Genomic DNA, 23,859 nt, shown 5'->3' with positions numbered 1-23,859 from the left:
ATGTTACGATCGCCCTTCGTGACGAGACGGGGGGCGATCCTTGGCAGAAGTGCGCAAAACGGCAGTCATTCTCGTCCACGGCATCGGCGAGCAGCGGCCGATGGACACGCTCTGGAGCTTCATCGACGCGGCATGGTCGAAAGACCGCTCGCTCGTCGCGGGCTATGACAATACCGTCTACTCCAAGCCCGACGTCACTTCGGACAATTTCGAACTGCGCCGGGTGACGACGCGCTACTTCGACCCGCCCGATCCCCGCCGCGTCGACTTTTTCGAGTATTACTGGGCGCACATGATGATCGGCAACACGGTGGCCGGGATCGGCCGCTGGATCGCCTCCCTGTTCTTCCGCAGCCCGCAGAGCATTCCCCGCGCCTACCTGCCCTACTGGATCGCGGGTTGGCTGGTGGGCCTGGCGATCACCATCGCCATCGTCGCCTGGCAGCTCCTGTCCGGCGACGAAGCGGATCACCGCCTCTGGTGGACGCTGCTGCCCGGCCTGATCGGCCCGGCGCTCACAAGCGTGATCGTGGGCATGCTGGTGCCCTATGTCGGCGACGCGGCACGCTACTTGCGCGCGGAGCCGGACAATGTCGAAGCCCGTCAGCGGATCCGGGCCGGCGGCGTCGAGCTGCTGCGCAAGCTGACCGAGAGCGGCGAGTACGACCGGATCGTGCTGGTCGGCCACAGCCTCGGCTCAGTGATCGCCTATGACATCCTGACCCAGGCCTGGGCTCAGCTCGATCCGCTTCGCCTTCAGGCGCTCCATGCCGCCGGCTCGCCCCTGTTGGAACGACTGACCGCGCTGGAGAAGGCCGGGGCGGTACTCGAAGCGGCCCAGCGCGGGGGCGATTCTGCCCTGGAGGAAACCGCCCTGCCCGCCTGGCGCAATGCCCAGCGCGCCTATCGCCGCGCCCTGGCCGGTGTGCCGGAAGCCCCCTGGCTGGTGAGCGACCTGGTGACGCTCGGCTCGCCGCTGGGCAAGGCGGACCTGCTGCTGGCCGATGATGCCGCCGCCTTCGAGCGCCGAAAGAACCGGCGCGAATTTCCCGTCGACCCGCCGCTCTTCGAATATTGGAGCGAGCGGAACCGGCAGTTCTCCTATCCCGAAGGCAAAGGCGCGCGTATCCCCCATCACGCAGCGCCTTTCGCGCCGACCGTCTGGACAAACCACTGGTTTCCCACCTCGTTGCTGGTTCTGGGAGATCCCATCTCCGGCCCGGTGGCGCGCCATTTCGGCGCCGGCGTGAAGGACGTGAAGCTGCCGGGCAAGCGCCTGCGCTTCCAGCACCTGGACTATTGGACGCGAACGCCCAAGGACGAGACCACCCCGGCCGTCGAGGCCCTGCGACAGGCGCTCAACCTCCGCGACCTGGACGAATAGCGCTCCCCCCGTCGATCCCGCAAACGTGTGAAATCCCCATTGCTATTGCGATTGTATCTCATTAGCGGAGCAAATGGAGGGGAAGCTGGCGAAAGTTCGGGATGCTTATCGGCACCTGCTTTCCAGGGTAACGGTGAGTGGCGCCACCAGATTTTCGGAAAGCGATCAGGGTGACGCGGCAAGTATTGTTCCAAATTCACTGGTTCCTCGGAATCACGGCCGGCTTCGTGCTGGCGGTCATGGGTTTGACCGGCGCCACGCTGAGTTTCGAAAACGAGATCATGCGCGCCCTCAGCCCGGGCATCGTCACGCTCTCCCACGCCACCGGCCCCGCCCTTTCGCCCGACGAAGTGATCGCCCGCGCCGCCGCCCAGCGCCCCGGCCAGGCCGTGGAGCGCTTGAACGTGGAGAGCGATCCCGACGCGGCCTGGACCGTCCAGTTCGCGGCCCGGGAAGGTGAGCGGCGCGGCGAGCGTAGCTTTGTCGACCCGCATAGCGGCATGCTGCTGGGCCAGGCGACCGGCGCGGGCTTCTTCCGCACGATCGAGAACCTGCACCGCTGGCTGGCCCTGCCCGGCGGCCCCAACGGCATCGGCCGCCAGATCACGGCCTTCTCGGCGATCTCGCTGGTGTTCTTCGCCATTTCCGGTCTCTATTTGCGCTGGCCGCGTCGCACGTTCGACTGGCGGGCCTGGCTCGTGCTCGATCTCAGGAAGAGCGGCCGTAATCTCTATCGCGCGCTCCATGCCGTCATCGGCGGCTGGGTGGCCCTAGTCTATCTGCTCAGCGCCATGACCGGCCTCTGGTGGTCCTACGACTGGTACCGCCAGGGTGTGCTCTACACCCTCACCGGCAAGACCAGCCGCGAGGAAGGCGGACACGGCGGCGCAAAGCCCGATCATGCCCAGGACCCGGCAGCCCCGCCGCGCCTCCTGCGCGCCTGGCCCACCGTGATGACCGCCATGGACGGCCGCTACAGCTCCATTTCCGTCACGCTGCCAGAAGGGCACGAACCCGCGACGTTCCGGGTCCTGCTGGCCGATGCCCGCCACGACCGCATGACCGACGATCTCAAGGTGGACCTTGCGACGGGCAAGCTCGTCAAGGCGGACCGCTATGCCGACCGCAATCTCGGCAAGGTCATCACCACCAGCATGTACGAGCTGCACCGCGGCGCCTTCTTCGGCATCGGCGGACGCATCCTGCTCCTGCTGACCAGCCTGACGATGCCCCTGTTCACCGTCACCGGCCTGCTGCTCTATCTCGCCCGCCGCAAGCGCAAACGCGCCTTGGCGGAAGTGGCCGAAGCGACGGCGAGCCAGCCCGCAGGCAGCCCCGGCGCCGCGGGCGGGATCGGCGACATGCTGATCGCCTTCGCCAGCCAGACCGGCGGCGCCGAGCGTCTCGCCCGGCAAACTGCCTCGGCACTGGGCGGCGCGCGCGTGCTGCCGCTTTCGGCCGTGGACGAAGGCGTGCTCTCCGAAGTCGACCGCGCGCTCTTCGTGGTCAGCACGTATGGCGAAGGCGAACCGCCGGACCCGGCGCGCCGCTTCGCACGCCAGACCATGGCGACGCCTCCCGGCGCCGATCATCTCGAATATGCCGTGCTGGCGCTGGGTGACCGCGAATATCCCGAGTTCTGCGCCTTCGGCCATTCGGTAGACCGCTGGCTCCATGCCGGCGGCGCCCGCCGCCTGTTCGACATGATCGAGGTCGACGGTGACGACACCGACGCCCAGCGCCAGTGGCAGCAGCAGCTCGCCGCGCTCGGCGCCGAGCCGGACATGCCGGACTGGGAACCTGCCGCCTATTCCCGCTGGCGGCTGGCCTACCGGCGCCGGCTCAACGCCGGAAGTGCCGGCGGCCCCGCCTTCCTCGTCAGTCTGGAGCCCTGCGACGGCAGCGCTGCCTGGCAGGCCGGCGACATTGCCGAAGTGCTCCCCGGCGCCAACGATCCCGCCCGCGTCGCGGCCTATCTGGCTCACTGCGGCCTGGCCGGGTCGGAGATGGCGAGGGGCCAGCCGCTGGCCCACCACCTCGCCCTGGCGCTGATTCCCGACCATCCCGTCGCCACTGCAGAGGAACTTCTGGCCGCGCTGCGCCCGCTGCCTCACCGCGAATATTCGATTGCATCGATCCCGGCGGACGGCCGCCTCGACCTGCTCATCCGGCAAGTCGAACGAACCGACGGCACCCTGGGGCTGGGTTCTGGCTGGCTGACGCATTTCGCCCCGCTCGGCAGCGAGATCGCCCTGCGGCTGCGCGGCAATGAAGGCTTCCACGCGCCCGTGGCCGGCCCTGCCGGACCGCGGCGGATGATCCTGATCGGCAACGGCACGGGCCTTGCCGGACTGCGCGGCCATTTGCGCGCTTCCGAAGCGGCTGGGCGCGGCGGTCACTGGCTGCTGTTCGGTGAGCGCAATCGCGATCACGACGCCCTGCTGCCTGACGAGATCGAGCACTGGCTGGCACGCGGCACCCTCACCCGGCTCGACCGCGCCTGGTCACGCGATGCCGATTGCGGGCGCTACGTCCAGCACCTCTGCGCCGAGGCTGAAGCCGACTTGCGCGACTGGGCGGAGAACGGCGCGGCGATCATGGTCTGCGGCAGCCTTCAGGGCATGGCCCCCGCCGTCGACGCCGCATTGCGCGCGGCGCTTGGCGACGAGCGCCTGGAAGGGATGGCCGAAGCCGGGCTCTACCGCCGCGACATCTATTGAGGCCCCGGCCCGGAGAAACATTCCGAAACGCGTCGGACACCAACAGGAAGCCGGTTCCTGAGCAATATGCGGTTCGTCAACGCAAGCGGAAAGGAACCGGCGATGGTCCGTAGGCGTAACATGGCTCCGGGGTGGCTGCTGCCGCTCCTGCTGGTCGGATCGATGGTCGCGGCCGCAATCGCCGTCGCTTTCGTCTCGACCGTGGAGTGAAGGATTCGCCGGTGGTGAAACACGCCAGGAGTCCCGATTGCCCCATAGTACGCCTCTCGTCGCAACGGTCGTCGCCGGTCTGGTCGCCGCCTTCGCGATGGGCGCTGTTGCCCACCGGCTGAGGATATCGCCGGTCGCCGGCTATCTCTTCGCCGGAGTGCTGGTCGGCCCGTTCACGCCGGGCGTCGTGGCGGACAGCGCGCTGGCGAACGAACTGGCGGAGCTGGGCGTGATCCTGCTGATGTTCGGCGTCGGCCTGCACTTTTCCGTCCGCGACCTGCTCTCGGTCCGCAAGATTGCCGTGCCCGGTGCCGTGCTCCAGATCGCCTTCGCCACCGCGCTGGGAGCGGGGCTGGCGACCTGGCTCGGTTGGAACCTTGCCGGCGGCCTGGTGTTCGGCCTCGCGCTGTCGGTGGCCAGCACCGTGGTGCTGCTGAGAGCGATGCAGGTCGGCAAGCTGATGGACACCGAACGCGGCCGCATCGCGGTCGGCTGGCTGATCGTCGAGGATCTGGCCATGGTGCTGGTTCTCGTGCTGCTGCCCGCGCTCGCCGGCCTGGCCAACGGACGCGCGCAATCGGGCATGGAACTGGCGTGGATGATCGGCCTGACCCTGGCGAAAGTCGGCGGCTTCATCGCGCTCATGCTGATCGTCGGCAAGCGGGTGATCCCGGCCGCGCTGCACTGGGCCGCCCATACCGGCTCGCGCGAGCTGTTCCGCCTCGCGGTCCTGGCGATCGCACTGGGCGTCGCGTTCGGAGCGGCCTACGTCTTCGACGTCTCCTTCGCGCTGGGCGCCTTCTTCGCCGGCATGGTCATGGGAGAGAAGCAGCTCAGCCGCCGCGCCGCCGAAGAGACCCTACCGCTGCGCGACGCTTTCGCCGTACTGTTCTTCGTCTCGGTCGGCATGTTGTTTGACCCGGCGGTGGTGGTGGAGCATGGCGGCGCGGTTCTGGCCACGGTGCTGATCGTCATCCTCGGCAAATCCCTGGCCGCCATCGCCATCGTGCGGTTCTTCGGCCACTCGCTGCATACCGCGCTGACGGTCGCCGCCGGTCTCGCCCAGATCGGCGAGTTCTCCTTCATGCTGGCCGCGCTGGGCGTCAAACTTGGCGTCCTGCCCGAAGAGGGGCGCGACCTCATCCTGGCCGGTGCGATCTTCTCGATCTTCGCCAATCCCCTGCTCTTCCGCTGGCTGGCCGGGCGGCACAGCATCGTCAAGTCCGTGGCCGCGTCGGAGAGTGCAAGACGCGCGCCGTCCGCAGCCGGAGAGCGCGTGGTGCTGGTCGGCTACGGCCGGGTCGGACGGCTGGTGGCGGAAGGCATCTCCGGCGAGGCCCGCCAGATGGTCATCGTGGAAGAACGCGCCGACCTGGCCCGTTCGGCGCGGGAGATCGGCCATGAAGTGGTGGAGGGAAATGCCTCCAGCATGGATATTCTCGAAGAAGCGGGCATCGGCGAAGCCACGCGGTTGATGATCGCCATACCGGAAGGTTTCGAAGCCGGCGTGATCGCCCAGCATGCCCGTCAGCGAAATCCCGACATCCAGATCCTCGCACGGGCGCATTCCGACGAGGAGGTCGATCACCTCGAAAAGATCGGCGCGGACCATGTCGTGATGGGTGAACGCGAGATCGCCCGCCGCCTGCTGGAGCTTCTGCAATCGTCGCGGCGCCAGGGCAGCGGCGAGCCCGCCTGAATGCGGCCCCGGTTCCTCCATTTGGCTGATCGCCGGGCGGGAGTGGTGAATTTCTCCTAAGCTATCCGAAGCGGCCCTGCAAAAGCGTGTTAGCTGCCGGTGCCATACGGCGTAGCGCTTCGAAAATCTGGTGAGGGCGGGCCATCCTCAAGAGCGGCTTAACAGCCCGCGACGTTCCTGTACTTTCATGACTGGGGCGGAATGCGGAGATAAGTCATGGAAAAGCCCAAAATCTTCAATGGACCGGAAGGGGACAGCGATCGCCGCTCGTTCCTGACCGCCTGCGGTAAATACTCGCTGCTGGTGCCGCCGACCATGACCATGCTCCTGTCCACGACACTAACTTCGCCCGCCATCGCCAAGTCCGGAGGACATGCCGGCGGCGGAAACGGCGGCGGTGGAGCCGGCGGTGGCGGTGGCGGCGGGGGAGGAGCCGGGGGCGGTGGCGGAGGTGGTGGCGGCGGAGCCGGTGGAGGCGGCGGCGCGGGCGGTCCCGTCGCCCGCGTGGACGACATCTGCAACACAGGCGAATCCTCGACCGAGACACTCGGAGACCGCACCCAGCTTGCCGCCAATCAGGATCTGGAAGTCCGCGCGCGGACGTGGAAAGCCACATGCTGCAGCGATCCGGAACCGAAGGCGCGCAGCCGTCCTTTCCTTGCCCGGGTGCAAGCCAAGTTCGGCAAGGCGCCGGGCCGGGTTCCCAATTCGTCCTGCCAGCGCGTCTGACAGGATGATTGCTACCTGAGCAGGCCCGGCGTTTTCTAGCGTTCGCGCATCGCTTCGGCTGCCTTGTTGATGGGCTTCATGAGGTACTGCAGGATCGTCTTCCGCCCGGTCCTGATCTCCACGGTCGACACCATGCCGGGCATGATCGCGTATTCATGGCCGTTCTTGGCGCGCAAGGTCGAACGCTGGGTCCGCACATAGACACGGTAATAGACCTGATCGCGATGGACCTCGTCCTGGAGCGTATCGGGGGAAATGCGATCGACCGTCCCGGCCAGGGTGCCGTAGATCGAGGGATCGTATGCGGTGATCTTCACCGTCGCAGGCTGCCCCGGACGGATGAAGGCGATGTCCCTCGGCTGCACGCGGGATTCGATCAGGAGCTGGTCCTCCAGCGGCACGATTTCCATCAGCGAACCGCCCGGCTGGATCACGCCGCCGATGGTGGTCACTTCCAGGTTCTTCACGATGCCGCGAACGGGTGAATAGAGGATCGTGCGGTCCAGCTGGTCGCGGCGACCGCCGATGACCTGGGTGACCTGGTCCAGTTCCGCCCGCGCTTTCGCATAGTCCGCGCTGGCATCGATGACGTACTGGTTACGCATTGAATCGAGCTTGGCCTGTATCTCGTTCTCCTGCCGGCGAAGCTGGATGATCTCCACCTGGTTCGCAGCGCCCAGATCGACGAGCGGCTCGGTCATGGCCAGCTGGCGGCGGGTCAGGGCCAGAGACTGCCGCATGCTGGCCGTCGCGACATCGAGGTTCTGGCGCCGCGATCGCATCAGCTCAAGCTCGCGCGCCATGAGACCGGGTGTCTCCTTGACCGACGCGGGAAAGTTGGGACTGCCACCGCTGATTTCAGCCTCCAGCCGCGCGGCGGTCGCCTCCAGCGCCCGCGCTTTCGCCTCCGCCTCGCCCAGCATCGAACTGAAGCGCGCGCGGTCAAGCGTGGCGAGCTTTTCATGGGGGCGGACGATATCGCCTTCATGCACGAAGATGCCGTTGACGATCCCGCCCTCAAGGCTCTGGATCACCTGCGAGCGCGACGGCGGCGTGACTTTGCCGGAACCGACCGTCACTTCGTCCAGCACGCCGAAATAGCTCCAGACCAGGAAGGCCAGGATGCCCACCGAGAGGATCGGGATGATCCGCAGCCGCCCCACGGTTCGCAGCCAGCGGCTGTCTTCCTCTCCGCGCAGGCCCTCGAGCAGGCCGCCGCCGGCAATCGCGCTTGTGGGGTTACCGGCCGTCATACCTGCTTCTCCCTGATCCCGGCCGGTCCGGCCAGGGCGCCGAGCACTTTTTCCTTCGGCCCATCCAGCGCGATGCGGCCAGAGTCTATGACGACGATACGGTCGACCAGTTCGAGCAGACCCGGCCGATTGGTGGTGACCACGAGCGTGCGGCCGCGCAGCCATTGCCCAAGGTTGGCGACGAGCGCCCGCTCGCTGATGTCGTCGAGCGGAGCGGAAGGCTCGTCGAGCAAAAGGATGTTGCTATTGCGCAGCAGGGCGCGCGTCAGGAGCAGCGTCTGCCTTTGCCCGCCGGACAGCCCGGCGCCGCCCTCCTGCAGCAGCAGGTCGAGACCTTGCGGCTGGTTCTGCACGAGCGGCAGCCCCCCGGTTACGGCCAGAGCGTGGAGGATCTGTTCGTCGTTCACGCCCGGCGCGCCGATCAGCAGGTTTTCGCGGATGGTGCCCAGGAAGAGCTGCGCGCCCTGCCCCAGATAGGCCGTGTCGCGGCGGACATCGACGGGGTTGATAAGCGTCAGGTTCGTCCCGTCCAGGAGCACTTCGCCGCTGGTCGGCCAGGCAAGGCCCGACAGCAAGCGGAGCAGCGTGGACTTGCCCGCCCCGATCCGGCCGAGGAATGCCACGCGCTCCCCGGCGCGGATCGACAGACGCTCCACTTTCAGTGCAAGCGGTCCATCGCGATCGTAAGCGTATGTCAAATCCTTGATTTCATAATAGCCGTTGAGCGTCGCCCGGCGCAGCAGGCCGCGTTCGGGATCGTGGTCCACCGGCTTGTCGAACAGGTCCTCCAACCCGGTCATCGCCACTTTGGCATTCTGCCAGCGGGTGAATATCTGCCCGAACGGCACGAACAGGACCAGTGCGCGGCTGGTGAGGATCGAACAGGCGATCAGCGCGCCCATCGTCATGTCGCCTTCCATGACCTTGAAGGCGCCCGCCACGACGACGGCCGTATAGGCGAGTTGCTGAAGCGTCTGCGTCCAGTTGACGAAAAGCGCGGAAAGGAAGCGCTGTTCGGCGCCGACACGGGTGCCGGCAAGGGTCAGGCGTTCCCAAAGCGACTGGAAACGGGCTTCGGCCTGTGCCGACTTGATCTCGTCGATCCGTTCGATCGATTCGACCAGGATCGCGTTGCGCAGCGCCCCTTCCCGCATGCCTTCGGTGGCGAGGCGGGCCAGCGGGCGCTGAAGCAGCAGTCCCGGCAGCAGGATCAGGACAGCCGCGCCGATCAGCACGAAGGTCAATTGTCCCGCCAGGAAGGCGAAGAGCACCAGGAACAGCAGGATGAACGGCAGGTCGATCATCGCCGAAACGGTGGTGGACGTCAGCATTTCGCGTATCTGCTCGACATCGCGCAACTGGGCGATCAGCGCGCCGGTCGAGCGCGGACGGGCATCGTTGCGGATGTCCAGCGCGCGGGCGAAAATGCGCGAGGAAATCGCGATGTCGGCGCGCCGGCCGATGCGGTCCACCAGTTGGACGCGCGCCGTGCGCAGCAACAGTTCCAGGAACAGCGCCAGCCCGGTCCCCAGCGCCAGCACCCATAGCGTGGGGACGGACTGGGCCGGGATCACCCGGTCCCACACCTGCATGGCGAAGAGCGAGGTCGCGAACGTGAGGAGATTGCCGAAGACCGACCCGAGCACCACTTCGCCATAGCCGCGCCGGTCGGCCATGATGATGTCCCACAGCCAGGACCGCGAAGGTGCCCGCAGGAATTCGTCCAGCCGGGCATCGCGCGAACGCGTGGAGAGCGGCTCCACGAAACCGACGCGGCCGGTGGTGCGGCCGCGGAACGTGTCGAGCGACAGTTCCACGGGCGCATCGTGCCGCATTCCGGGCATGGAAACGCGCACGCCCAGCCCGTCCCGGGCGTGTAGGATCGCCGTGCTCTGGTCGTTGAGTTCGACGATGGCCGGAAGCAGCAGTTGCGGCACGTCGTCAACGCGCATGTTCACGATCTGGAAGTCCAGCCCCGAGAGGCGCGCGGCGTGGACAAGGGTCTTCTCGGCGTCCAGGCCTTCGGACCAGTAGAGGCGTTTCGCCAGTTCCTGCGCGCCCACCGGCACGCCTTTCAGAGTGCCGAGGGCCGCGACGGCGGCGGTCCAGGGCGGCTGGACGATATCGGCGCTGTCAGCCATCGAAGTCTTCCTCCTCACGCAGGCGGGCAGGCAGGCCGAGCGAAGGCCGCAAGGTGCCGCTGACGTTTTCGAAACGGACGCGCGCTTCCATGATGTCGTATTGCGCAGCGATGCGCGAACTGGCTGCGCGGTAGATTTCAAGCTGGGTGTTCAGCAGTTCCGTAAGGGTGCGCTTGCCCAGCTTGTATTCCTCGAAGAAAATGCGGCTGGCGGTGACAGCCTGCTCTTCCTGGCGGGAATAGGCTGAGATGCGGGCCTGCCCGGCGCGGATTTGCTGACGGGCCGAAAGCGCCTTGCCCCGTGCTTCCAGCACTGCGGAGTCGCGCGCCGCCTCGGCCCCGCGGCGATCTTCCTCTGCGGCCTCGATCAGGTAGTGGTTGCTGCGGCGATAGAGGTCTCCGGTAACGGTCACCATCCCCGCGAAGGAATTGTCGCGCGTGTTGTAGGTGTAGTTGTTGCGCGTGTAGCCGAGCTGGAGGCCCAGCCGGGGGTAGCGTTCGGCCTTGGCCTGGCCGATCTTCGAGGCGGCGGCATGTTCGGCCTGTTCCGTGGCCACCACCGCGGGCAGCTTGTCATAGTCCGGCTCGTCGTCGCCCGTCTCGAAGCGGGATATCTGTGCGGTCGGGTCCTCATAGCTCTGCGGAAGATCGCCGATGAGATTGAGCAGGCCGGACTGCGCAACGGCGAGCGAGGTTTCCGCCTGGATCGCCTCTCCCCGGGCGCTTTCCACCCGGACATCGGCGAGCATGAGGTCCGACTTGTCGGACACGCCGGCGTTGACCCGCAGGCCGATCAGGTGGCGCAGCCGTTCCAGCTCCTCCACTTGCTTGCGGGCCTCTACCGAAAGCAGTTCGAAGCGCTTGACCTCCAGGAAAGCCATGGCGCCTTGCTCCGCCAGTTGGTCCGCGACGGATTCCAATTCATATCGGCGCTGACGCATGGTTGAACGGGCGGCGCCGATCTCTCCCTTGGAGCGGCCGAAATCCCAGACCTGCTGCTGCAGATAGACGCTCGGCCCGGCCATGTTTTCGTTGAAACCGGACGTGTTGCGGCCGGAAAGCATGTTCGGTCCGAGATTGGCCTGATAGGAAACCTGTGGCGTCCAGGCAGACTTGGCCGCGCCGAGATCGGCCCGCCCCCGCGCCAGGGCAGCGTTGGCGCGCGAAATCTCCGGGTGGCGCATCAAGGTGAGCACCACGGCATCGGAGAGGTCGAGCCGGCCCGGCACCAACGGGGCATCGGACTGATCTTCGCCCGGCTGCCCGGAAGCTGCCTGACCGGAGCCGGGAGGCAGGCCTTGCGGCGGCGGTGGAACAGCTTGCGCCCAGCCAGCCTGGCCATCTTGCGGAACGGCTGCGACGCTCGCCGCAGAGACGGCGTTCGGCGCAGCCCCGACACCGGGCGCCGCGGATTGCGGCGCCACGGTGCCTGAGGTGGCGGTGCCCGGCGGGAGAACTTCCTGCCTACCGATCGGCGGCAGTTCGCCCGAGGCGATTACGGCATGCGTATTATCCTGTTCCTGTGCGTGACATCGACTACCCACGATCCCCAGGACGGCGATTCCCACCGTTCCGGCGACCCTCCACTCCGTAAACGCCATGCTCCCCTTTCATGAACTGAGTTCGCTGGCCGTGCTTCCTGTCAGATGACGACCATCACCGGATGGTCGACGAAGATGTCGGTCGTACCCAGAGAGTAATGGTTGTAGGCCTCTCCATTGATGAGCGTCTGTCCCTGGAACACCGCGCCGGTCATCGTCACGCTGTCGTTCCCATCGCCGTTGATGGTGAGTTGATGACTGCTTTCGGTGGCACGAATGACTCCCGCTTCCGTTAGGTTTATCCGCCGCCCCGCATCGCCGATCCCGAGATTGATCACCTCGATATTCCGGATGTTGGTGGCCGTTCCCAAGTCCAGCACTTGTCCGGTGCCGCTGTCGATCAGAAGTGTATCCGTTCCGGTTCCACCGTCGATCAATGTGTCCGCGGAGTCGTAGACCAGGGTGTCGTTGCCGGCGCCGCCGTTGAGGGTATCGGCGCCGGGACCGCCGCGCAGGAAGTCGTTGCCGTTGCCGCCGTTCAGCACGTCGACGCCGGCGTGGCCGTAGAGACGGTCGTTCCCTGCGGTGCCGTTCAGGAGGTTGTTACCACCGTCGCCCTCGATGAAGTTCGGCGAACCGCTGGCGTTCAGCAGACTGAGATCGAGCAGCGTCCCCGTCGACGAAGAGGCCGAAAGGTTGGTGGTGTCAGTGGCGGTAATGCTGACCGAATTGAGAAGGTCCACGCCCAGGGTCGAGACGTTCTGTTGGAAGTGCACGGTGTTGAGCAGTTCGTTGACGGCCAGGTTGTCGATCGCGCCGCCGCTGAGCGAGGTGATCGTCAGCGTGGAGGTCGGCGCGAGGATGCCGAGCAGGCCTGCGGTATTGGTGACGGCGATCTGCAGGCCCAGTTCCGCTGCCAGCGCACTGGAGCCGGTCAGCGTGTAGGCGCCGAGACTGAGCGCCAGGAGGGGTGCGTAGCGGACCTGGACGCTCTTCAGGTTGTTGTTCGGGTCGACCGCCATCAGCGACTGGGTGCTAAGGTCAATGAGGTTCAGCGCCTCGACCCCCACGAGGCCGAGCAGCGATGTGCCGGTGGCCTGGACGATCGGTGCCTGAGCCGGAATGGCGGCGATGCTGAGGTTCTGCGAGGCACTGTTGCCGACATTGCCCGCCGCGTCGACCACGCGGGCGATGATGCTGTGCGATCCGGTCGCCAAGGTTCCCGCGCCGTAGAACCAGGTCGATCCGGAGGAACTGGCGTTGATCCAGGTGCCGCCGTCGATCTGGACCTGCACTTGCTCACCCGCCCCCAACGCGGCGCTGAGCGTGCCGCCGATGGTAGGGGTGGTATCCTGCGTGCTCCAGTCGCCCTGAGTGCCGGTGTCGGTGGTCAGCATCGTAATCGCGATGGTCTGGACCGGCGCGGCGGTGTCCACCGTCATGCCATAGGTATTGGACGCCGCGCTGGCATTGCCGGCGGGATCGACGGCCACGGCGGTGAAGCTGTGGGCGCCGTTGGCGATCGTGCCGGTCGGCGTGAAGCTCCAGGCTCCCAAACCGTTCGACGTGGTGCTGCCGATCAGGACATTGTTGTCGTAGACCAGGACCACGGTATTGATCGCGGCCGTGCCGTTCAGCTGCGGCGAGGCATCGTTGGAGATACCGCCGCTGGGGACCGTGCCCGTGACCGGGGCGACATCGTCGACGATGCTGGTGATCATCGGCGAGGGCGGCGCGGTCAGGTCTACGGTGATGCCGAAGGCCGCCGAAGCGGTGCCGGGGTTGCCGGCGGCATCGGTGGCGAAGGCGGTGAAGGCATAATTGCCCTCGCCAAGGGCAGTCGGGGGCAAGAAGCTCCAGTTGCCGGTGGCATCGACTTGGGTTGTGCCGATCGCGGTGCCGTTGGCCAGGATCGTCAGGACCGAGCCCGCCTCGGCCGTGCCGCGCAGGAGCGGGATGGTGTCATTGGTCACGCCGCCATTGGCGACGGCACCCTGCACCGAGCCCACGTCGTCAGTGACGCTGGCGATGACCGGGGCGGCCGGGCCGGCCGTGTCCACCCTTACGGTATAGGCTGCGGACGCGGCGCCCTGGTTGCCGGTGGCATCGGTGGCGCGGACCGTGAAGCTGTGGTTGCCGTCCCCCAGGGTCGTGGTGGGTGCGAAGGTCCAGACCCCGTTGGTGTCTGCGGTTGTCGTGCCGATCTGGAGGCCGTTGTCGAACACCGCGATGCTGGTATTGGCCTCGGCCGTGCCCGTGAGTGTCGGCGTCGTATCGTTCGTGGCGCCGCCGCTGGCCACGATGCCAAGCTGCGGCGCGGTGTCGTCATTTGCCGAGACGATCACCGGCGCCACGGGCGGCGTGGTGTCCACGGTGAAGGCGTAAGCCGCGGACGTTCCGCTTACATTGCCCGCAGCGTCGCGTGCGGAGGCCGTGAAGCTGTGCGGGCCCTCCGATAGCGGCGAGAGCGGTGTGAAGGACCAGTCCCCCGATCCGTTCGCAACAACGGTCCCCAGCAGGACGCCGTTGTTGAAGATCGAGACGGTCGCGTTCCCTTCGGCGGTACCCGTGATCTGCGGGAGAGCGTCGTCAGTCAGGCCGCCATTGGCGATCGGTCCGGACACGCCGACATCGTCCGTCGCGCCGGTGATGGCGGGCGCCGCCGGGGCGGCGGTATCCACGGTCAGGTTGAAGGCTGCCGTGGGCCCGCTCTGGTTGCCGACGGCATCGGTGGCGGTCACCGTCAGGATATGACCGCCGGGATCGAGCGGCGTGGTGGGCGTGAACGTCCATGCGCCGGACCCATTGGCCGTGGTAGTGCCCAAGAGCACGCCGCGGTCCAGGATCGAGACGGTGGAGTTCGCCTCTGCAGTGCCGGTCAGGGTCGGTCGGGTATCGTCGGTCTGCGCGCCCGATACCAGGGCGGTCTGGATCGTGCCCACATCGTCAGTGACGGACGTGACTGCCGGCGGGTTCGGTGCAGCGGTATCGACGTTGACGGTGAAGGCGCTGGAGTTGGCGCTTGCCGTGCCGGCCGCATTGGTGGCGACGGCCGTGAGAACGTGCGCGCCGTCCTGCAACAGGCTGGTCTCGATCGACCAGGCCCCGTTGATGTCGCTGGTGGTCGTGCCTACGGCCACTGCGCCTTCGTAGAGCGTGATCGTCAGGTTCGCGCCGGCGCTGCCGGTGATCGTGGGCTGGCTGTCATCCGTGGCCCCGCCATTGCCGATGGGACCGACTATGGTGCCGACATTGTCGGCGCCGCCGGTAATGACCGGGGCGGCCGGCGTGGAGGTGACGATGGTCAGCGTGTAAGGCGCGGAAGCGCCGCTGACGTTGCCGAACGTATCCGCGGCCGTGACGGTGAAGCTGTGCGGCCCTTCTCCCAGGGCGGTCGGCGGAGTGAAGGTCCAGGCGCCGCCCGTCGCTACCGCGGTGCCGAGCAGCGTGGCGCCGTCGTAGACCGAGACGATGGCGTTCGCCTCTGCGATGCCCGAGAGCGTTGGCGTGGTGTCGTCCGTGCCGCCTCCGGTAGCGACGGGGCCCAGGACACCGCCGGCATTATCGTCTGCTCCGGTGATGGCGGGCACGGTGGGCGGCGTCGAATCGATGGTCGCCGTGGTGCTGCCGGAGAGATTGCCCGCCACGTCCCGCGCGGCCACGGTCACCGCGGCGGAGTCGGGAATGGGCGTGCCCGGCGTGAAGGTCCAGTGTCCCGTCGCGTCCGCCTGAACGGTGGTCGATCCGCCCGGATAGGTGATGATAACGCTGGCGTTGGCTTCCGTCGTGCCGGTAAACACCGTGCCGTTGCCCGGATCGACCACAGGCGCCGGCGGCGGGGTGAGGTCGAGCGTGAAGGCGATGGCGTTGCCGCTGATGCTCTCGACGCCATTGGCGGTCGCTGTGGCGGAAATGCTGTGAGGGCCTGCGCCCAGAGGGGGGGTCGGCGAAAAGCTCCATGCGCCATCCCCATCGCTGTTGGTCGTGCCAAGTAATGTCGTGCCGTCGTAGACGGAGATGAGCACGTTGGCACCGGCGGTGCCGGAGATCAGCGGCGAGGTGTCGTCGGTGACGCCGCCGTTGGTGATGGCCCCCACGACGAAGCCCGCATCATCGCTGATAGTGGAAAGGACAGGCGTGGCAGGCGGGGTCATGTCGACGCCCTGGTCGACCGTGCCGGTCCCGGGACCGGAATTGTTGCCTGCTGCATCCCTCGCGGTGGCGGTGAGAGTGGTTCCGTTGGCTGCCTGTATCGGCAGGGTCAGGCTCCATTGGCCGACGCTGTTGGCTGTAGTTTCGTAAGTACCGCCGCCGGAGACTGCGAGCGTAATCGTGGCGCCGATTTCGCTCGTGCCCATGACGGTGGTGCCGTCGCTGCCGGTGATGACAGGCGCACCGGGCGCAAGAGTATCGACGACGATCGCGAAGTCGCCCGAAGGCCCGCTTTGATTGCCCGCAGCATTGGCGGCCGAGACGGCGATCGTATGCGGCCCGTCATCGAGGCTGGGCGCGTTGAACGACCAGTCGCCGGTCCCGGTTGCGGTCATCGTGGCGACGCCGGTTCCATCGATGATCAAGGTGACGATGGCGCCCGGATCGGCCTTGCCGGATATGAGCGGCGTCGGGTCGTTGGTGGCGCCGCCGCCCAGGATGGCGCCAGGTGTCGGGCCATCGTCGGCAACCTGGACGATCGTCGGCACGGCCGGGTTTCCGGTCAGAACCGTGAAGACCAGGGCCGGACTTTCCGTGCCTGCATTTCCGGCAAGGTCGGTGGCGATATACGTGATGCTGTGAGGGCCGTTGCCAAGCGCGACACCCGGCGTGAGGCTCCAGTTGCCGTTGAGGTCGGCCTGGACGGTGCCGATCGGCTGTCCGGCGTCGAAGACCTGAACCGTCGCGTAGGCTTCGGTGGTTCCGGAGAACAGGGGAAGCGTATCGTCGGTCGTCGAATTGGGCGCGATCGCGCCCATGACGAGGCCCTGATCGTCTTGCGCAGCGATGGCGACAGTTGCAGCAGGCCCGGTCAGGTCGACGAATACCGTCGTGGCCGACGAACCGTTGCCCGCCGCGTCGATCGCGGTCACCGCGATCTGCGTGTTTTCGGCATTGCTGCCGGGAATGGCGTAAGTCCAGTTGCCGGATGCATCGACATTCGGCGTCGCGGCCGTCCCGCCGCCGATGACGATGCTCACCGTGGTGTTCGGCTCGGCCGTGCCGCTGAGCGTTCCCGTGCCATTCGTGGGATTGACCAGGGGCGCCGCAGGGGGTGTGGCGTCCACGGTGAAGACGAAGGGCGCTGACTGCACGCTGCTGCTTCCGGCCGCATTGGCGGCGCTGACGGTGATGCTCTGCGGACCGTCTCCGCCGGTAACGAGCACATATTGCCAGTCGCCAGTCGGCGAAGCCGTCGTGGTATCGATCGCAACGCCATTGGCGTAGATCGTGACGACCGCGTTGCCGTCCGCCCGGCCGATGAGGGTGGGCGTGGTATCGTTGGTAAGGCCGCCGCTCAGCACCGGCGTCGTGATGCCCGGCACATCGTCGTTGGCCTGGGTAATCGTCGGCACCGCAGGAACGGTGGTATCGATATTGATCTGATAGCCGGCTGAAAAGCTGCTGGAGTTGCCGGCGGCATTGGTGGCGATGGCCGTGAAGGTATGCTGGCCGCCCCCCAGCGTTCCAGCGGGGGTGAAGGACCAGTCGCCGCTGCCGTTCGCCACGGTGGTGCCCAACAGGCCCGCCACACTGTCATAGACGGCGACGGTCGCATTGCCGCCCGCGGTTCCGACGATCGTCGGCAGCGCATCGTCGGTCGTGGCGCCCGGCGCCACCGTGCCGACGATCGTACCGACATCGTCCCGCACCGAAGTGATGACCGGCAGGACGACCGGGCTGACGTCCACGGTCACCGCATAGGCAGGTGAGGCCGGGCCGACGTTGCCCAGCGGATCGGTAGCCGTGGCCGTGAAGGAATGCGGCGCCGAACCGAGCGGCGTCGTCAGCTGCAAGGACCAGGTGCCGGTGGCGCCGACCACGACAGTGCCGACCGGCGCGCCGAAATCGAAGAGGTTGATCGTCGAGCCCGGCTCACCCGTACCCGTCAGTTCGGGCAAAGTGTCGTCGGTGGTGCCGCCATTGGCGACATTGCCGGCCTGCGCGCCGACGTTGTCCAGGATCTGGGTAATGCTCGGTGCCTGCGGCGGCGTGCGGTCGATCACCACGCTGTCCGTGCCCGAAGCATTGCCCGCCGCGTCGACCGCCGTGACGATCACCGTCGTTCCGTTGTCCAGCCGGGTCGCAGGGGTATAGCTCCAGACCCCGTTGCCGTCGGCAAAGGTGGTGGCGTCGATCGTGCCGTCACCGTCGAGGTCCAGCAGGATCGTGGCGTCCGCTTCCGCCGTGCCGTTCAGGATCGCGCCCGCGCTGGGATCGATTTCGGGGGCAAGCGGCGCGCTGGTGTCCACTTCCAGCGTGAAGCCGCCGGACGCCAGGCTGATATTGCCGATGGCATCGGTGGCGGTGGCGGTGAAGACATGCGGGCCTTCGGACAGTGCCGAAGTCGGCGTGAAAGTCCAGCCGCCAAGCCCATCCAGAGTCGCCAGACCCAGGGGCGTGCCATTGTCGTAGACCGTTACGGTGCTGCCGATCGGCGCCGTGCCGCTCAGCACCGGCAACACGTCGTCGGTCACGTCGCCACTCGCCAGCGCGGCCGTGTAGCGTCCGACATCGTCGGCAGCGGATGTGATCGAGGGTGCGCCGGGAAGCGCAGTCGAGACCGTCAGCACGAAGTCCGGAGAGACGGCGCTGGGCACACCGGCCTCATTGGTGACACTCGCGGTATAAGTATAGGTGCCCGGCGCAAGGGTGGCAGGCGTGAAGTTCCAGACGCCGAAGGCATCGGCCGTCACCGTGGTGACGAGAATGCCCCCCTCGAAGATGTCGACCTGGGCATTCGCATCGGCGGTTCCGGACAGGACCAGCAGGGTATCGTCGGTTGCCGCGCCGCTCGCCAACGCGCCCTGCACGGACCCTACGTTATCGAAGGCGGATGTGATCGCGGGTGTGGTGGGAACCACACTGTCCACGGTCAGCGTGAAGGGCGCCGAGGGCGTGCCGGCATTGCCGGCAAGGTCCGTGGCGATGACGACGATGCTGTTGCTCCCCTCCGGCAGCGCCGCGCCGGGGATGAAGTTCCAGATGCCCGTCGTGCCGTCTGCCTGGGCCGTGCCCAGCAGCGTCCCGTTGCTGAAAATCGAAACCGTGGAGCCGGACTCCGCCGTTCCGGTAAACGCCGGCCGGGTATCGTCAGTGACGCTGCCCGATACCAGCGGATCGGTGATCGCCCCCACGCCGTCCGCCACCGATGTGATGACGGGCGCGTCCGGGCCCTGGTTGTCGACCACGACGGTGAAAGTCGCCGGCAGGCTCTCGTTGCCCACCGCGTCCGTCGCCGTGATGGTGAGCGCGTGGCTCCCCTGCCCCAGCGGCACCAGCGGCGTCACCGACCAGGCACCGGAAGGACCGGCCTGCGCCGTGCCGATCACGGTCGTGCCTTCGTAGAGCGTGATGATGGCATTGCCCTCGGCCGTGCCGCTGAAGGTGGGCTGGGCATCGTCGGTCGAGGCACCGTCCACAAGCGGATCGGTGTAGATTCCGACATCGTCGGCCACCGCGCCGATCGTCGGCGCCAGCGGAGCGGTGGCGTCGACCGTTCCGATCGCCGGGCCGGAAGTGTTGCCGGCCGCATCCGTAGCGGTGGCGGAAATCGTGCCGCTGATCAGCGGCACGAGCGGCGTATAGCTCCAGACGCCCGCGCCGTCGGCCTGGACCGAGGTATCGGCGGTGCCATCGTTGTTGAGGTCCAGATTGATGGTAGCGTTGGCCTCGGCCGTGCCGGTGATGGCCTGCCCGTCCGAAGGATTGATGACCGGGGCGGCGGGGGCCGCGGTATCGACCGTCAGCGCGAAGGCAGGCGATGGCTGGCTCTCGTTGCCATTGGTGTCGGTCGTCGTCACCGTCAGGCTATGGGCGCCTTCGCCAAGCGGCGCGGTTGGTTCGAACTGCCAGTCCCCCAGCCCGTCCGCCGTGGTCGTGCCCAGCAGGATACCGTTGTCGTAGATCGTCACGGTCACATTGGCTTCGGCCGTACCGTTGAGAGTGGGCTGGGTGTCGTTGGTGGAGCCGCCGTTCGACAGCGACCCTTGCACGGGATCGGCATTATCCGTCACCACCGCCAGGACGGGAATGGGCGGCGGCGTGGTATCGATGCTGTCATCCACGGTGACAGTGGCAGGCGCAGTGGAATTGCCCGCGACGTCCACCGCCGTCACGCTGACGACCGTCCCGTCGGGCAGAGGCGCGGTGAAAGTGACGCTCCAGCTGCCGTCTGCCCCCGCCGTCACGGTCTGGTCGGCCGTGCCGTCGCCATTGGTGTCGACCAGCACGGTCGCGCCGATCTCGGTCGTACCCGTGAGCGTGAAGCCGTCCGTGGGGTTCACGACCAGCGACGCCGGAGGCGAAAGATCGACCACGACGCCGTAAGTCACCGAAGGGCCGCTGACATTGCCGGTGGCGTCGGTGGCGGTAACGGCAAACTCGTGCGGACCTTCGGCGAGAACGCCGGTGGTGAGCGTCCAGCTGCCGGATGGGTCGGCGATGAGCGTGCCGATCAGCGTGGCCCCGTCGTAAATCCGCACCGTGGAATCGGGCTCGGCCGTGCCGTTGATCGTCAGCGTGGCATCGTTGCTCACCGAACCGCGCGGGACGACGCCGATGACGCCCTGCACGTCGTCGACCACTTCCGTGATGCCCGGCGCGACCGGCACGCTGGCATCGACGATCACGGCGGCCGGCGGCGAGACATTGCCCGCGGCATCGATGGCCGTGACGGAGATCGTCACGCCATCGGGCACGGCGCTTCCGGGCACGTAAGTCCAGTTCCCGGCTCCGTCCGCCTGGACGTAGGCATCGGGAACGCCGTCTCCGGTCATGTCGATACCCACGCCCGCGCCGATCTCGGCGGTGCCGGAGATCATCGTGCCATCGGTGGGATTGACCGTGGGCGCTACGGGAGCGTTCGTGTCGACAGTGAAGGCGAAGGGCGCGGACGCGGCACCCTGGTTGCCCAGGGCGTCCGTCGCGACGAAGGTCAGGCTATGCGGCCCCTCGCCCAACGCGACCAGCGGCGTGAAGGTCCAGCTGCCGTTGGCGGCGACAGTGGCATTGCCGATCGGCGCGCCATTGTCGAACACCGCCACGGTCGAGCCGGGCTCGGTCGTACCGCCGAAAGTGGGCGCGGGATCGTTCGTGGCGGTATCGGGCAGCAACGGCGCAATCACCGGCGCCGTATTGTCGCTGCCGCCAGACACGACAGGCGCGGCGGGCGGCGTGGTATCGATGCCCGCGTCGACCGTCGCGTTCCCGGTGCCCGAGACATTGCCCGCGGCATCGGTGGCCGTGGCGCCGACCACGGTGCCGTCGCTCAGCGGGGCCGGCAGGGTAATGCTCCAGGTGCCGTCACCGGCAGCCGTCGTGGTCGCATCCGGCGTACCGTCGCCGTTGGTGTCGAGGCCGATGGTCGCACCCGCTTCCGCCGTCCCGGAGATCGTGGTGCCATCGGTGGGATTGAGCGCCGGAGCGGCCGGAACGATGGTGTCTACCGAGAACGCGGAAGGCGCCGAGGCCGGGCTCTGGTTGCCCGCTCCATCGGTGGCCACGAAGGTCAGGCTGTGCGGCCCCTCGCCCAGCGGCGCAGTCGGCGTGAAGCTCCAGGTGCCATCGGCGGCAACGGTTGCAGCGCCGATCGGCGTGCCGTTGTCGAGAACGGTGACGCTCGATCCCGGCTCGGTGGTACCCTGGAACGTCGGCGTGGTGTCGTTGGTGGCGCCCCCGGCGGCGACGCCGTCGGTAACAACCGGGATCGGCGGCGGCACGTTGTCCACCCCGTTCACCACCGTGGCGTTCGCCGGAGCGGAGGGATTGCCTGCCGCGTCAGTGGCCGTGGCGCTGACGACGGTGCCATTGCCGAGCGGGGCCGGCAGCGTGATGCTCCAGGTGCCGTCTGCACCGGCCGTGGTGGTCGCATCGGGCGTGCCATCGCCATTCGTATCGAGGCCGATCGTGGCGCCGGCCTCGGCCGTGCCGGAGATCGTGGTGCCATCGGTCGGATTCAGCACCGGCGCAGCAGGTGCAGCCGTGTCCACGGTGAAGCCGAGCGCCGGCGTGGCGGCGCTGGGGTTGCCCGCCGGATCGGTGGCGGTGAACGTCAGGCTATGCGCGCCCTCGCCAAGCGGGGCGGCGGGCGTAAAGGTCCAGGTGCCGTCGGGGCCGACCGTCGCCGTGCCGATGGACGTGCCATTGTCGAAGACCGTTACGGTCGATCCGGCCTCCGCCGTGCCGGTGAATGTCGGCGTCGTATCATTGGTCGCGTCGCCCGGTTCGAGACCGCTGGTGACGACCGGCGTGGCCGGCGGTGTAGTGTCCAGGCCGCTGTCTACCGTGGCGTTCGCCGGAGCGGAGGGATTGCCTGCCGCGTCAGTGGCCGTGGCGCTGACGACGGTGCCATTGCCGAGCGGGGCCGGCAGCGTGATGCTCCAGGTGCCGTCTGCACCGGCCGTGGTGGTCGCGTCGGGCGTGCCATCGCCATTCGTATCGAGGCCGATCGTGGCGCCGGCCTCGGCCGTGCCGGAGATCGTGGTGCCGTCGGTCGGATTCAGGACCGGCGCAGCAGGTGCAGCCGTGTCCACGGTGAAGCCAAGCGCCGGCGTGGCGGCGCTGGGGTTGCCCGCCGGATCGGTGGCGGTGAAAGTCAGGCTATGCGCGCCCTCGCCAAGCGGGGCTGCGGGCGTAAAGGTCCAGGTGCCGTCGGGGCCGACCGTCGCCATGCCGATGGACGTGCCATTGTCGAAGACCGTTACGGTCGATCCCACTTCCGCCGTGCCGGTGAACGTCGGCGTCGTATCGTTGGTCGCGCCGCCCGGTTCGAGACCGCCGGTAACGGCGGGCGCTGCGGGGGCGGCCGTGTCCACGGTGAAGCCGCGTGCCGGCGTGGCGGCGCTCTGGTTGCCGGCGGCGTCGGTGGCCGTGAAAGTCAGGCTATGGGCGCCTTCGCCGAGCGGTGTGCCGGGCGTGAAAGTCCAGGTACCGTTGGCTGCGGCGGTGGCTGTGCCGATGCGGGTGCCGTTGTCGAAGACGGTTACCGTCGAGCCGGCTTCCGCCGTGCCGCTGAAGGTGGGCGTCGTATCGTTGGTGGCACCGCCCGACTGGAGGCCGCTGGAAACGACCGGCACCGCAGGCGCCGTGGTGTCGCTGGGCGGATTACCAACATTTCCGCCGCCGCCACCGCCACCGCCGCCGCCGGCAGCCGCAGCGACACCGCCGCCTACGGCCAGCGCGCCCAGACCGATCAGGAGGCCGTTGCTGATCCCCCCGCTCGCCGCCGCGCCGGCGGCACCGGCCGTGCTGGCGGCGGCACTGTCGAGCGGGGTCAGGTTGTAGTTGACGGCCTCGGTGGAAACATCGCCCGGCGCCACGCAGGACACCTCGCTCAGGTTCACCAGCCATTGCGATCCGTTGGAGGGATCGTCGAGCGTCAATTGCCCGAGGTCTTCCGGCGAGCAGCCGAAGTAGCCCTCAAGACGAATGATCGATCCATCCGCGAACTTCAGGACGAGGTCGTCGCCCTCGCGGACCATGGATGCGACGGAATTGGGCGGGGCGTCGATCTTGACGTTGGAATCGAGGGGGATCGGGATGCGGGTTTCGCCGGCTCGGGCGACGGCATTGGTTGTTGCCTTGGTGGCGCGATTCACGATCTCGACCCGCTTGTCCATCTCGGTCCTCCCAGCATTGAAGTATCGCCTAGCGCGATACAGCCGTTCGTTGCGCGAAGATGGCCCGCGTCTGCGGACGAACCGAAGAGATCGCCTTAGTTAGTTTTATCAACTAACCAATCTCTGTTTTATTCACCGTGACCTAGGGCGCCACGGCAACAGGATTTTTACGCCCCTCCAACTCATCAATACGTCTGCGGCCCAGTCCCCATCAGGTTTTTAACTTAGGCGATGTCACCTAGTTACGGCCTGCAACGTCGATTTCCAGCCGAAGTTTCCCGAGCGAAGTAAGCGATTTGTCACAGAGACTGCGCGATTGGACACGGGAAGGCAAAACACGGCCAGATCGACG

Annotated in this window: 8 protein-coding genes; 4 read left to right on the top strand and 4 right to left on the bottom strand. The window is 67.3% G+C overall.

Annotated elements, in window-relative coordinates:
- Positions 1 to 40: 40 nt before the first annotated feature.
- From EDF58_RS21650 to EDF58_RS26160, 4 genes are all read left to right on the top strand, one after another.
- Complete coding sequence (locus EDF58_RS21650) at positions 41 to 1,384, top strand: hypothetical protein (protein WP_132269345.1); 1,344 nt, start codon at positions 41 to 43, stop codon at positions 1,382 to 1,384.
- Between the two features lie 170 nt (positions 1,385 to 1,554).
- Positions 1,555 to 4,104 (top strand): sulfite reductase flavoprotein subunit alpha, encoded by a 2,550-nt coding sequence (locus EDF58_RS21645; RefSeq protein WP_132269343.1) that lies wholly within the window; start codon positions 1,555 to 1,557, stop codon positions 4,102 to 4,104.
- A 247-nt stretch (positions 4,105 to 4,351) separates the two neighbouring features.
- On the top strand, positions 4,352 to 6,013 hold the full coding sequence (ybaL, locus tag EDF58_RS21640; protein ID WP_132269341.1) for a YbaL family putative K(+) efflux transporter: 1,662 nt from the start codon (positions 4,352 to 4,354) through the stop codon (positions 6,011 to 6,013).
- A 216-nt stretch (positions 6,014 to 6,229) separates the two neighbouring features.
- A complete protein-coding gene (locus EDF58_RS26160; RefSeq protein ID WP_207913091.1) occupies positions 6,230 to 6,742 on the top strand; it encodes a hypothetical protein in 513 nt (170 codons plus the stop codon).
- Positions 6,743 to 6,777: 35 nt separating this feature from the next.
- On the opposite strand, the gene EDF58_RS21630 is transcribed toward EDF58_RS26160, so the two are convergent.
- From EDF58_RS21630 to EDF58_RS21615, 4 genes are read right to left on the bottom strand one after another with little or no spacing between them, the layout of a single operon-like run.
- On the bottom strand, positions 6,778 to 7,995 hold the full coding sequence (locus EDF58_RS21630) for an HlyD family type I secretion periplasmic adaptor subunit (RefSeq protein WP_132269339.1): 1,218 nt from the start codon (positions 7,993 to 7,995) through the stop codon (positions 6,778 to 6,780).
- Positions 7,992 to 10,136, bottom strand: a complete 2,145-nt coding sequence (locus EDF58_RS21625) for a type I secretion system permease/ATPase (RefSeq protein ID WP_132269338.1) — start codon at positions 10,134 to 10,136, stop codon at positions 7,992 to 7,994. Before EDF58_RS21625 ends, EDF58_RS21630 begins: the two co-directional genes overlap by 4 nt.
- Positions 10,129 to 11,736: a TolC family protein gene (locus EDF58_RS21620; RefSeq protein WP_132269336.1), complete on the bottom strand. Its 1,608-nt coding sequence runs from the start codon at positions 11,734 to 11,736 to the stop codon at positions 10,129 to 10,131. The genes EDF58_RS21625 and EDF58_RS21620 overlap by 8 nt, the downstream gene beginning before the upstream one ends.
- A 41-nt stretch (positions 11,737 to 11,777) precedes the next feature.
- Entirely contained in the window at positions 11,778 to 23,507 is an 11,730-nt protein-coding gene (locus EDF58_RS21615) for an Ig-like domain-containing protein (protein ID WP_132269334.1), read from the bottom strand.
- Positions 23,508 to 23,859: the final 352 nt, after the last annotated feature.

Source organism: Novosphingobium sp. PhB57 (genome assembly GCF_004342985.1).
Lineage (GTDB): Bacteria > Pseudomonadota > Alphaproteobacteria > Sphingomonadales > Sphingomonadaceae > Novosphingobium.
Note: the sequence above shows the minus strand (reverse complement) of the source record. Positions and strands in the feature narration are given on the sequence as shown.

Coding starts and splice junctions, on each gene's coding strand:
- EDF58_RS26160 (WP_207913091.1), top strand. CDS start 6,230: ATGGAAAAGCCCAAAATCTTCAATGGACCGGAAGGGGACAGCGATCGC.
- EDF58_RS21630 (WP_132269339.1), bottom strand. CDS start 7,995: ATGACGGCCGGTAACCCCACAAGCGCGATTGCCGGCGGCGGCCTGCTC.
- EDF58_RS21625 (WP_132269338.1), bottom strand. CDS start 10,136: ATGGCTGACAGCGCCGATATCGTCCAGCCGCCCTGGACCGCCGCCGTC.
- EDF58_RS21620 (WP_132269336.1), bottom strand. CDS start 11,736: ATGGCGTTTACGGAGTGGAGGGTCGCCGGAACGGTGGGAATCGCCGTC.
- EDF58_RS21615 (WP_132269334.1), bottom strand. CDS start 23,507: ATGGACAAGCGGGTCGAGATCGTGAATCGCGCCACCAAGGCAACAACC.